Here is a 12,051-nt window from a genome sequence, read left to right as displayed (position 1 = left end):
GCCCGGTAAAGTTCCAGGCAGCCGGTATCAGGCAAGGCTGACCTGTTTTGTCAGGCAGTCTGGCTGTGAGATGTGTTACGGGATAGCGCACCGCTGACTTTTACATTCCAGGGCAGGAGTGCTTCCAGCTTCTCAACCGTATCCGCATACGGCAGTTCCTCCAGTACGTAACAAATGTACTCGAAAGGCTCCAGTCCATTGTCTTTGGCACTTTCGATCAGGCTGTAATAAATGGCGCTGGCCCGGGCACCATCAGGGGTATCGGCAAACAGCCAGTTGCGGCGTCCCACAGTCAAGGGGCGAATGGCATTCTTAATGCATATCACAGCCCTTGTAGGAACTCTTCCATCCAGTCATCGTTGTTGACCAGTTCTGACTCTGTCGCCAATGAATCCAATGTCGCCCATGAATCCAAATCCCATTCCACTATTTCATCAAGCCCAAGTGGGTCTCTTCTCCTTTTCTCGCTGGCTTCATTCCATTCTTTCCGTGTTTCTGAATCCACTGCGTAGCTCATTTTGCAGATAGCAGTGCTTAATTCAACATAAGTCATTCGTCTTCGGTGGGGTTCCAGCAGTTCAAGTTCTGCATTTCCCAATTCGCGAAAACGATCCAGGGCTTCCATTGCCGCGTCAAAGTCAGGTAGCGGCCCTTGAATGCGACTGTTGGAAACCTGGTTCCCTTGAGTTGGTATGCTTGCCCTTGCTGGAAGTCCTTGCTGAGGGATTGATGTTACTACTGGCGTTTTTGCTGCCTCAATCTGTTCCAACTTTGCAACCACCGCTTTCTTAACGAGGTCTGGAACCATGCCGTCTTTATCATCTTTGATAACCGGGCTGAGTGCTGTGCATAAACGGGCGTTTAGCTGGCCGCTGCTGGCATAGTGTTCAAGAGATGACCAGACCGCAGCCTTTAATGGTTTATTGCAATTGATTAGACTGATAATCATAGAGGGTGCCACCAGGTGTGGTATTTTTTTCGGCTTGGCTTTCTTGGGCTCTTCGGTTCTTGCTTTCATTTGGGCTAATTTTGCCTCAAGCCTGATCGCATAGGGATCGCGCTTGTCCTGAGGCTTTTTATACCATTGTTCTGTGAACTCGGTTGCCTTGAAAAAGGCGGTTAACTGTTGCAATGTCCAGTTCTTTATAACAAAGCCGGTATCTCTGAGGATAAACTCTGGATTTTGGAGTACAACCGGATCGCCATCGTCTGGCAAAACGGTTAGTCTGTGATTCTTGAATTGATATTCTGTTTGTTCAAGCTCAATTAACATGGCCGTGATAAAGCGCCACAGGCGTTCCTGGCCCGACATGGCGGGATCACCACCGACCATCACCCCTCTTTTATCATCTGTTGACACTCGGTTTGAAAAGCAGAGATCCGGTATTGTCTCTTGTTCAGGTAGAGCGTGGTTGGTGAGCAGCATTCCTTCCAGCAACCGTTGCTGAATCCTGACATCAGGAGCGGTTTCAGGGGTAGCCTGATAGTCAAGACAGGCATCCATGAATTGCTGCATTTTGTGTTGTCCAAGCCCCCGATGTAACCCGCGCCACTGTGAGATGGTGGGCAAGGTTTTGAATAGCTCATCCATCTTATCCGCGTATTTTGAGCGGTTATCTTCTGATTGTTGCCAGAGAATCTCCAGCATCGTGCGTTTGGATTGCATGAAGTCAAATCGCTGGCCAAGCTGTTGGCAAAGTGGTTTTAATGCATACCACTGTTCCTGAGTCGGGGCTGGCTTCAGGTTTCTGCAAAGTCCAAGGTATTCCTGCCTCTCAGATTCAGGGAGTTGCGTTAGTGCAAATTTTGTTAAAGCCAGTGGTGCAGGAATGGCTAATGCTTTAGTGAGTACTCCTTTGCAGCGTGGATTTTCACGATATTTTTCAATCCAGAACTGGATACCAGTTCCTCCATGGATAGCCAATATCGGTAGCAATGATTTCAGCGCAGCACGAACAGCCACTCTGTCATTTCGAGGACTCTTGTGAGCAGCCAGATATTGTTGGAATTCGGCAATTTTCATGCGCCATTTTGCGGGCCCGGAGAAGAACAGAGCCAGTGCTTTCATTTGACTCGATTCTAAAAGATCTTCATCACTATTGTCGTCTCCATGTTCAGTGGTACAACCATGCTGATTAAGACATTGGCGAAGTGTTTTCTCATTTTCAGTCAGTTTTTCTCCTGAGGGCAAACCAAAACTTGCAAATATTCGGCAAGAAAGTTTCAGAATATTCTTATTTTCATCCGAGGGTAGCCATTGAACGAACGCTTCCACCTTCGCTTTGTCGGGCAAACCTTTGCCATGACACATGGAGGAAAAAGTCCGCAGCAGTTCCAGGCTGAATTCGCCGTTCACCTTCCAGCACTCCCACGCTTTGAGCGCTTCCACCTTCGCTTTGTCGGGCAAGCCCCTACTGCTCATCATGGAGGAAAAGGCCCGCAGCAGTTCCAGGCTGAATTCGCCGTTCACCTTCCAGCACTCCCACGCTTTGAGCGCTTCCACCTTCGCTTTGTCGGGCAAGCCCCTACTGCTCATCATGGAGGAAAAGGCCCGCAGCAGTTCCAGGCTGAATTCGCCGTTCACCTTCCAGCACTCCCACGCTTTGAGCGCTTCCACCTTCGCTCTGTCGGGCAAGCCCCTACTGCTCATCATGGAGGAAAAGGCCCGCAGCAGTTCCAGGCTGAATTCGCCGTTCACCTTCCAGCACTCCCACGCTTTGAGCGCTTCCACCTTCGCTTTGTCGGGTAAGCCTTTGCCATTACACATGGAGGAAAAGGCCCGCAGCAGTTCCAGGCAGAATTCGCCGTTCACTTTCCAGCACTCCCACGCTTTGAGCGCTTCCACCTTCGCTTTGTCGGGCAAGCCTTTGCCGTGACACATGGAGGAAAAGGCCCGCAGCAGTTCCAGGCTGAATTCGCCGTTCACCTTCCAGCACTCCCACGCTGTGAGCGCTTCCACCTTCGCTTTATCGGGCAAGCCCCTACTGCTCATCATGGAGGAAAAGGCCCGCAGCAGTTCCAGGCTGAATTCGCCGTTCACCTTCCAGCACTCCCACGCTGTAAGCGCTTCCACCTTCGCTTTGTCGGGCAAGCCCCTACTGCACATCATGGAGGAAAAGGCCCGCAGCAGTTCCAGGCTGAATTCGCCGTTCACCTTCCAGCACTCCCACGCTTTGAGCGCTTCCACCTTCGCTTTGTCGGGCAAGCCTTTGCCATTACACATGGAGGAAAAGGCCCGCAGCAGTTCCAGGCTGAATTCGCCGTTCACCTTCCAGCACTCCCACGCTTTGAGCGCTTCCACTTTCGCTTTGTCGGGCAAGCCTTTGCCGTGACACATGGAGGAAAAGGCCCGCAGCAGTTCCAGGCTGAATTCGCCGTTCACCTTCCAGCACTCCCACGCTTTGAGCGCTTCCACCTTCGCTTTATCGGGCAAGCCCCTACTGCTCATCATGGAGGAAAAGGCCCGCAGCAGTTCCAGGCTGAATTCGCCGTTCACCTTCCAGCACTCCCACGCTTTGAGCGCTTCCACCTTCGCTTTATCGGGCAAGCCCCTACTGCTCATCATGGAGGAAAAGGCCCGCAGCAGTTCCAGGCTGAATTCGCCGTTCACCTTCCAGCACTCCCACGCTTTGAGCGCTTCCACCTTCGCTTTGTCGGGCAAGCCCCTACGGCTCATCATGGAGGAAAAGGCCCGCAGCAGTTCCAGGCTGAATTCGCCGTTCACCTTCCAGCACTCCCACGCTTTGAGCGCTTCCACCTTCGCTTTGTCGGGCAAGCCTTTGCCATTACACATGGAGGAAAAGGCCCGCAGCAGTTCCAGGCTGAATTCGCCGTTCACCTTCCAGCACTCCCACGCTTTGAGCGCTTCCACCTTCGCTTTATCGGGCAAGCCTTTGCCATTACACATGGAGGATAAGGCCCGCAGCAGTACCAGGCTGAATTCGCCGTTCACCTTCCAGCACTCCCACGCCACGAACGCTTCCACCTTCGCTTGGTCGGGCAAGCCCCTACTGCTCATCATGGAGGAAAAGGCCCGCAGCAGTTCCAGGCTGAATTCGCCGTTCACCTTCCAGCACTCCCACGCTTTGAGCGCTTCCACCTTCGCTTTGTCGGGCAAGCCCCTACTGCTCATCATGGAGGAAAAGGCCCGCAGCAGTTCCAGGCTGAATTCGCCGTTCACCTTCCAGCACTCCCACGCCTCGAACGCTTCCACCTTTGCTTTGTCGGGCAAGCCCCTACTGCTCATCATGGAGGAAAAGGCCCGCAGCAGTTCCAGGCTGAATTCGCCGTTCACCTTCCAGCACTCCCACGCTTTGAGCGCTTCCACCTTCGCTTTGTCGGGCAAGCCCCTACTGCTCATCATGGAGGAAAAGGCCTGCAGCAGTTCCAGGCTGAATTCGCCGTTCACCTTCCAGCACTCCCACGCCACGAACGCTTCCACCTTCGCTTTATCGGGCAAGCCCCTACTGCTCATCATGGAGGAAAAGGCCCGCAGCAGTTCCAGGCTGAATTCGCCGTTCACCTTCCAGCACTCCCACGCCACGAACGCTTCCACCTTCGCTTTGTCGGGCAAGCCTTTGCCATTACACATGGAGGAAAAGGCCCGCAGCAGTTCCAGGCTGAATTCGCCGTTCACCTTCCAGCACTCCCACGCCACGAACGCTTCCACCTTTGCTTTGTCGGGCAAGCCTTTGCCATTACACATGGAGGCAATCTGTTTCAAGCATGGGTTAGCAGCAACCGCCTGAATGTTTTCCTCGCTTTCTTCTGCAAACTTTTTTATCTGAGTCTTCGAGTAGAGCATGCTGGTAAGGCAGCTGGTATTGGTAATCTGCTGGGGATTGACAGCTAAAAAGAACGTGTTGGCCTTGGCAAAATAGCCTTTGAAAACCTGAGAATCTTTAACAATGCTGAAGTTTTTTACCTTGGAAAAGAGGGAATGTGCGGGCGGCTTTCCCCTGTCTCGCGCTAACTGGATTTTCCTGTCTTTGAGGTTTTTCAGAAGAGCCCCGGCATTCGTTAATATTGCTTGAATTTCTTGATTATTGAAATGTGTTCGCAGTTCATTTTGCTGGCTTACAGAAAATTCTGAAATTGATGTTCCACTGTTAATTTCTGTAGTGAGCGGTACATCCTTCATTGGTTCAGGCATGACCTGCACCATCGCTGAGGTATGTTCATTGCCAGGTAATAGCCTGTTGTCGCTGACTGTTGGTAGATTTCTTGATAGGGAACTGATCACTCCCGGAAGCCTGGAAGCTGCGTCAGCAGGCATGGCCGGTTCGGTCTCCATTGGCTCCGGATTAGCAGGTAGCGAAGTTGCAGAACACACAATACTCCTGCTGTTGTCAGTAACACGCCTGCGCTTTATGGATGGGATGGGCCCGGATTCAGATTGCAGTTGATGCGGTGGAAATGTTCCAGTGCCCGTTGTTGTCTGTTCCACCTGGTAACCTGACATGGATCGCTTTCTTCCTTGTTTTCGGCTGTTTGCTGGCCGGTGCCTTCCGGCTTCAGTGGATGTTAACGGGGATGCCGTGTCTGCGGTTACTGAGGAGGAAGGTGACTGCATGGTTTCTTCGGGGATTACCTGTTTCCAGTTGGAGAATCGTCTGGGGATGACAACAATAGAACTGACCTGGTCAGCCCGGTAAAGTTCCAGGCAGCCGGTATCAAACAAGGCTGACCTGTTTTGTCAGGCAGTCTGGCTGTGAGATGTGTTTGCACATGAGAAGCTTGCGAGAACCTTGGGGTTCACCTTTAAAGAACGGGTGTCATCCTCTGGAATATGGGTTATAGAAGGTGTTTTTCACCGGCAACGTGTGAATGCATATCACAGCCCTTGTAGGAACTCTTCCATCCAGTCATCGTTGTTGACCAGTTCTGACTCTGTCGCCAATGAATCAAAATCCCATTCCACTATTTCATCAAGCCCAAGTGGGTCTCTTCTCCTTTTCTCGCTGGCTTCATTCCATTCTTTCCGTGTTTCTGAATCCACTGCGTAGCTCATTTTGCAGATAGCAGTGCTTAATTCAACATAAGTCATTCGGCTTCGGTGGGGTTCCAGCAGTTCAAGTTCTGCATTTCCCAATTCGCGAAAATGATCCAGAGCTTCCATTGCCGCGTCAAAGTCAGATAGCGGCCCTTGAATGCGACTGTTGGCAACCTGGTTCCCTTGAGTTGGTATGCTTGCCCCTGCTGGAAGTCCTTGCAGAGGGATTGATGTTACTACTGGCGTTTTTGCTGCCTCAATCTGTTCCAACTTTGCAACCACCGCTTTCTTAACGAGGTCTGGAACAATGCCGTCTTTATCATCTTTGATAACCGGGCTGAGTGCCGTGCATAAACGGGCGTTTAGCTGGCCGCTGCTGGCATAGTGTTCAAGAGATGACCAGACCGCAGGCTTTAATGGTTTATTGCAATTGATTAGACTGATAATCAGAGAGGGTGCCACCAGGTGTGGTATTTTTTTCGGCTTGGCTTTCTTGGGCTCTTTGGTTCTCGCTTTCATTTGGGCTAATTTTGCCTCAAGCCTGATCGCATAGAGATCGCGCTTGTCCTGAGGCTTTTTATACCATTGTTCTGTGAACTCGGTTGCCTTGAAAAAGGCGGTTAACTGTTGCAATGTCCAGTTCTTTATAACAAAGCCGGTATCTCTGAGGGTAAACTCTGGATTTTGGAGTACAACCGGATCGCCATCGTCTGGCAAAACGGTTAGTCTTTGATTCTTGAATTGATATTCTGTTTGTTCAAGCTCAATTAACATGGCCGTGATAAAGCGCCACAGGCGTTCCTGGCCCGACATGGCGGGATCACCACCGACCATCACCCCTCTTTTATCATCTGTTGACACTCGATTTGAAAAGCAGAGATCCGGTATTTTCTCTTGTTCCGGTAGAGAGTGGTTTGTGAGCAGCATTCCTTCCAGCAACCGTTGCTGAATCGTGACATCAGGAGCGGTTTCAGGGGTAGCCTGATAGTCAAGACAGGCATCCATGAATTGCTGCATTTTGTGTTGTCCAAGCACCCGATGTAACCCGCGCCACTGTGAGATGGTGGGCAAGGTTTTGAATAGCTCATCCATCTTATCCGCGTATTTTGAGCGGTTATCTTCTGCTTCTGATTGTTGCCAGAGAATCTCCAGCATCGTGCGTTTAGATTGCGTGAAGTCAAATCGCTGGCCAAGCTGTTGGCAAAGTGGTTTTAATGCATACCACTGTTCCTGAGTCGGGGCTGGCTTCAGGTTTCTGCAAAGTTCAAGGTATTCCTGCATCTCAGATTCAGGGAGTTGCGTTAGTGCAAATTTTGTTAAAGCCAGTGGTGCAGGAATGGCTAATGCCTTAGTGAGTACTCCTTTGCAGCGTGGATTTTCACGATATTTTTCAATCCAGAACGGGATACCAGTTCCTCCATGGATAGCCAATATCGGTAGCAATGATTTCAGCGCAGCACGAACAGCCACTCTGTCATTTCGAGGACTCTTGTGAGCAGCCAGATATTGTTGGAATTCGGCAATTTTCATGCGCCATTTTGCGGGCCCGGAGAAGAACAGAGCCAGTGCTTTCATTTGACTCGATTCTAAAAGATCTTCATCACTATTGTCGTCTCCATGTTCAGTGGTACAACCATGCTGATTAAGACATTGGCGAAGTGTTTTCTCATTTTCAGTCAGTTTTTCTCCTGAGGGCAAACCAAAACTTGCAAATATTCGGCAAGAAAGTTTCAGAATATTCTTATTTTCATCCGAGGGTAGCCATTGAACGAACGCTTCCACCTTCGCTTTGTCGGGCAAGCCTTTGCCATGACACATGGAGGAAAAGGCCCGCAGCAGTTCCAGGCTGAATTCGCCGTTCACCTTCCAGCACTCCCACGCTTTGAGCGCTTCCACCTTCGCTTTGTCAGGCAAGCCTTTGCCATGACACATGGAGGAAAAGGCCCGCAGCAGTTCCAGGCTGAATTCGCCGTTCACCTTCCAGCACTCCCACGCTTTGAGCGCTTCCACCTTCGCTTTGTCGGGCAAGCCTTTGCCATGACACATGGAGGAAAAGGCCCGCAGCAGTTCCAGGCTGAATTCGCCGTTCACCTTCCAGCACTCCCACGCTTTGAGCGCTTCCACCTTCGCTTTGTCGGGCAAGCCCCTACTGCTCATCATGGAGGAAAAGGCCCGCAGCAGTTCCAGGCTGAATTCGCCGTTCACCTTCCAGCACTCCCACGCTTTGAGCGCTTCCACCTTCGCTTTGTCGGGCAAGCCTTTGCCATGACACATGGAGGAAAAGGCCCGCAGCAGTTCCAGGCTGAATTCGCCGTTCACCTTCCAGCACTCCCACGCTTTGAGCGCTTCCACCTTCGCTTTGTCGGGCAAGCCTTTGCCATGACACATGGAGGAAAAGGCCCGCAGCAGTTCCAGGCTGAATTCGCCGTTCACCTTCCAGCACTCCCACGCTTTGAGCGCTTCCACCTTCGCTTTGTCGGGCAAGCCCCTACTGCTCATCATGGAGGAAAAGGCCCGCAGCAGTTCCAGGCTGAATTCGCCGTTCACCTTCCAGCACTCCCACGCTTTGAGCGCTTCCACCTTCGCTTTGTCGGGCAAGCCCCTACTGCTCATCATGGAGGAAAAGGCCCTCAGCAGTTCCAGGCTGAATTCGCCGTTCACCTTCCAGCACTCCCACGCTTTGAGCGCTTCCACCTTCGCTTTGTCGGGCAAGCCTTTGCCATGATACATGGAGGAAAAGGCCCGCAGTAGTTCCAGGCTGAATTCGCCGTTCACCTTCCAGCACTCCCACGCCACGAACGCTTTCACCTTCGCTTTGTCGGGAAAGCCTTTGCCATGACACATGGAGGCAATCTGTTTCAAGCATGGGTTAGCAGCAACCGCCTGAATGTTTTCCTCGCTTTCTTCTGCAAACTTTTTTATCTGAGTCTTCGAGTAGAGCATGCTGGTAAGGCAGCTGGTATTGGTAATCTGCTGGGGATTGACAGCTAAAAAGAACGTGTTGGCCTTGGCAAAATAGCCTTTGAAAGTCTGGGAATCTTTAACAATGCTGAAGTTTTTTAACTTGGAAAAGAGGGAATGTGCGGGCGGCTTTCCCCTGTCTCGCGCTAACTGGATTTTCCTGTCTTTGAGGTTTTTCAGAAGAGTCCCGGCATTCGTTAATATTGCTTGAATTTCTTGATTATTTAAATGTGTTCGCAGTTCATTTTGCTGGCTTACAGAAAATTCTGAAATTGATGTTTCACTAATTTCTGTAGTGAGCGGTACATCCTTCATTGGTTCAGGCATGACCTGCACCATCGCTGAGGTATGTTCATTGCCAGTTAATAGCCTGTTGTCGCTGACTGTTGGTAGGTTTCTTGATAGGGAACTGATCACTCCCGGAAGCCTGGAAGCTGCGTCAGCAGGCATGGCCGGTTCGGTCTCCATTGGCTCCGGATTAGCAGGTAGCGAAGTTGCAGAACACACAATACTCCTGCTGTTGTCAGTAACACGCCTGCGCTTTATGGATGGGATGGGCCCGGATTCAGATTGCAGTTGATGCGGTGGAAATGTTCCAGTGCCCGTTGTTGTCTGTTCCACCTGGTAACCTGACATGGATCGCTTTCTTTTTTGTTTTCGGTTGCTTGCTGGCCGGTGCCTTCTGGCTTCAGTGGATGTTAACGGGGATGCCGTGTCTGCGGTTACTGAGGAGGAAGGTGACTGCATGGTTTCTTCGGGGATTACCTGTTTCCAGTGTTGGAGAATCGTCTGGTGATGACAACAATAGAACTGACCTGGTCAGCCCGGTAAAGTTCCAGGCAGCCGGTATCAAACAAGGCTGACCTGTTTTGTCAGGCAGTCTGGCTGTGAGATGTGTTTGCACATGAGAAGCTTGCGAGAACCTTGGGGTTCACCTTTAAAGAACTGGTGTCATCCTCTGGAATATGGGTTATAGAAGGTGTTTTTCACCGGCAACGTGTGAATGCATATCACAGCCCTTGTAGGAACTCTTCCATCCAGTCATCGTTGTTGACCAGTTCTGACTCTGTCGCCAATGAATCCAATGTCGCCAATGAATCAAAATCCCATTCCACTATTTCATCAAGCCCAAGTGGGTCTCTTCTCCTTTTCTCGCTGGCTTCATTCCATTCTTTCCGTGTTTCTGAATCCACTGCGTAGCTCATTTTGCAGATAGCAGTGCTTAATTCAACATAAGTCATTCGGCTTCGGTGGGGTTCCAGCAGTTCAAGTTCTGCATTTCCCAATTCGCGAAAACGATCCAGAGCTTCCATTGCCGCGTCAAAGTCAGATAGCGGCCCTTGAATGCGACTGTTGGAAACCTGGTTCCCTTGAGTTGGTATGCTTGCCCTTGCTGGAAGTCCTTGCTGAGGGATTGATGTTACTACTGGCGTTTTTGCTGCCTCAATCTGTTCCAACTTTGCAACTACCGCTTTCTTAACGAGGTCTGGAACAATGCCGTCTTTATCATCTTTGATAACCGGGCTGAGCGCCGTGCATAAACGGGCGTTTAGCTGGCCGCTGCTGGCATAGTGTTCAAGAGATGACCAGACCGCAGGCTTTAATGGTTTATTGCAATTGATTAGACTGATAATCAGAGAGGGTGCCACCAGTTGTGGTATTTTTTTAGGCTTGGCTTTCTTGGGCTCTTTGGTTCTCGCTTGCATTTGGGCTAATTTTGCCTCAAGCCTGATCGCATAGGGATTACGCTTGTCCTGAGGCTTTTTATACCATTGTTCTGTGAACTCGGTTGCCTTGAAAAAGGCGGTTAACTGTTGCAATGTCCAGTTCTTTATAACAAAGCCGGTATCTCTGAGGGTAAACTCTGGATTTTGGAGTACAACCGGATCGCCATCGGCTGGCAAAACGGTTAGTCTTTGATTCTTGAATTGATATTCTGTTTGTTCAAGCTCAATTAACATGGCCGTGATAAAGCGCCACAGGCGTTCCTGGCCCGACATGGCGGGATCACCACCGACCATCACACCTCTTTTATCATCTGTTGACGCTCGGTTTGAAAAGCAGAGATCCGGTATTTTCTCTTGTTCAGGTAGAGAGTGGTTTGTGAGCAGCATTCCTTCCAGCAACCGTTGCTGAATCGTGACATCAGGAGCGGTTTCAGGTGTAGCCTGATAGTCAAGACAGGCATCCATGAATTGCTGCATTTTGTGTTGTCCAAGCACCCGATGTAACCCGCGCCACTGTGAGATGGTGGGCAAGGTTTTGAATAGCTCATCCATCTTATCCGCGTATTTTGAGCGGTTATCTTCTGATTGTTGCCAGAGAATCTCCAGCATCGTGCGTTTAGATTGCGTGAAGTCAAATCGTTGGCCAAGCTGTTGGCAAAGTGGTTTTAATGCATACCACTGTTCCTGAGTTGGGGCTGGCTTCAGGTTTCTGCAAAGTTCAAGGTATTCCTGCCTCTCAGATTCAGGGAGTTGCGTTAGTGCAAATTTTGTTAAAGCCAGTGGTGCAGGAATGGATAATGCCTTAGTGAGTACTCCTTTGCAGCGTGGATTTTCACGATATTTTTCAATCCAGAACTGGATACCAGTTCCTCCATGGATAGCCAATATCGGTAGCAATGATTTCAGCGCAGCACGAACAGCCACTCTGTCATTTCGAGGACTCTTGTGGGCAGCCAGATATTGTTGGAATTCGGCAATTTTCATGCGCCATGTTGCGGGCCCGGAGAAGAACAGAGCCAGTGCTTTCATTTGACTCGATTCTAAAAGATCTTCATCACTATTGTCGTCTCCATGTTCAGTGGTACAACCATGCTGATTAAGACATTGGCGAAGTGTTTTCTCATTTTCAGTCAGTTTTTCTCCTGAGGGCAAACCAAAACTTGCAAATATTCGGCAAGAAAGTTTCAGAATATTCTTATTTTCATCCGAGGGTAGCCATTGAACGAACGCTTCCACCTTCGCTTTGTCGGGCAAGCCTTTGCCATGACACATGGAGGAAAAGGCCCGCAGCAGTTCCAGGCTGAATTCGCCGTTCACCTTCCAGCACTCCCACGCTTTGAGCGCTTCCACCTTCGCTTTGTCGGGCAAGCC

At 50.4% G+C, this 12,051-nt stretch carries 4 protein-coding genes and 3 pseudogenes; 3 read left to right on the top strand and 4 right to left on the bottom strand.

Annotated elements, in window-relative coordinates:
- Nucleotides 1–50: 50 nt before the first annotated feature.
- Together ACO6UX_RS00035 and ACO6UX_RS00030 are read right to left on the bottom strand one after the other, a co-directional pair.
- Nucleotides 51–323, bottom strand: a pseudogene (locus ACO6UX_RS00035) (transposase domain-containing protein); the annotation flags it as partial.
- Nucleotides 323–5,461: a hypothetical protein gene (locus ACO6UX_RS00030; RefSeq protein ID WP_422443703.1), complete on the bottom strand. Its 5,139-nt coding sequence runs from the start codon at nucleotides 5,459–5,461 to the stop codon at nucleotides 323–325. The pseudogene ACO6UX_RS00035 and the gene ACO6UX_RS00030, both read right to left, overlap by 1 nt.
- Between ACO6UX_RS00030 and ACO6UX_RS00025 the strand changes: the two genes are divergently transcribed.
- Both ACO6UX_RS00025 and ACO6UX_RS00020 read left to right on the top strand, forming a co-directional pair.
- Nucleotides 5,460–5,654: a hypothetical protein gene (locus ACO6UX_RS00025; RefSeq protein ID WP_422443701.1), complete on the top strand. Its 195-nt coding sequence runs from the start codon at nucleotides 5,460–5,462 to the stop codon at nucleotides 5,652–5,654. The genes ACO6UX_RS00030 and ACO6UX_RS00025 overlap by 2 nt on opposite strands.
- A gap of 69 nt (nucleotides 5,655–5,723) precedes the next feature.
- Nucleotides 5,724–5,837 (top strand): annotated as a pseudogene (locus ACO6UX_RS00020) (IS1595 family transposase); the annotation flags it as partial.
- On the opposite strand, the gene ACO6UX_RS00015 reads toward ACO6UX_RS00020, so the two are convergent.
- Nucleotides 5,834–9,589 (bottom strand): hypothetical protein, encoded by a 3,756-nt coding sequence (locus ACO6UX_RS00015; RefSeq protein ID WP_422443699.1) that lies wholly within the window; start codon nucleotides 9,587–9,589, stop codon nucleotides 5,834–5,836. The pseudogene ACO6UX_RS00020 and the gene ACO6UX_RS00015 overlap by 4 nt on opposite strands.
- Before the next feature lie 264 nt (nucleotides 9,590–9,853).
- On the opposite strand from ACO6UX_RS00015, the pseudogene ACO6UX_RS00010 reads away from it, so the two are divergent.
- Nucleotides 9,854–9,967: pseudogene (locus tag ACO6UX_RS00010) on the top strand (IS1595 family transposase); the annotation flags it as partial.
- Here the strand turns inward: ACO6UX_RS00010 and ACO6UX_RS00005 are convergent.
- The coding region (locus ACO6UX_RS00005) for a hypothetical protein (protein WP_422443697.1) at nucleotides 9,964–12,051 on the bottom strand (2,088 nt) is incomplete at its 5' end. The pseudogene ACO6UX_RS00010 and the gene ACO6UX_RS00005 overlap by 4 nt on opposite strands.

The organism is Endozoicomonas sp. ALB091, from assembly GCF_049310265.1.
Lineage (GTDB): Bacteria > Pseudomonadota > Gammaproteobacteria > Pseudomonadales > Endozoicomonadaceae > Endozoicomonas.
Note: the sequence above shows the minus strand (reverse complement) of the source record. Positions and strands in the feature narration are given on the sequence as shown.

Bases quoted from the DNA above. Each gene is read 5' to 3' on its own strand.
- ACO6UX_RS00025 (WP_422443701.1), top strand. From the start codon at position 5,460: ATGGATCGCTTTCTTCCTTGTTTTCGGCTGTTTGCTGGCCGGTGCCTT.
- ACO6UX_RS00030 (WP_422443703.1), bottom strand. From the start codon at position 5,461: ATGTCAGGTTACCAGGTGGAACAGACAACAACGGGCACTGGAACATTT.
- ACO6UX_RS00015 (WP_422443699.1), bottom strand. From the start codon at position 9,589: ATGTCAGGTTACCAGGTGGAACAGACAACAACGGGCACTGGAACATTT.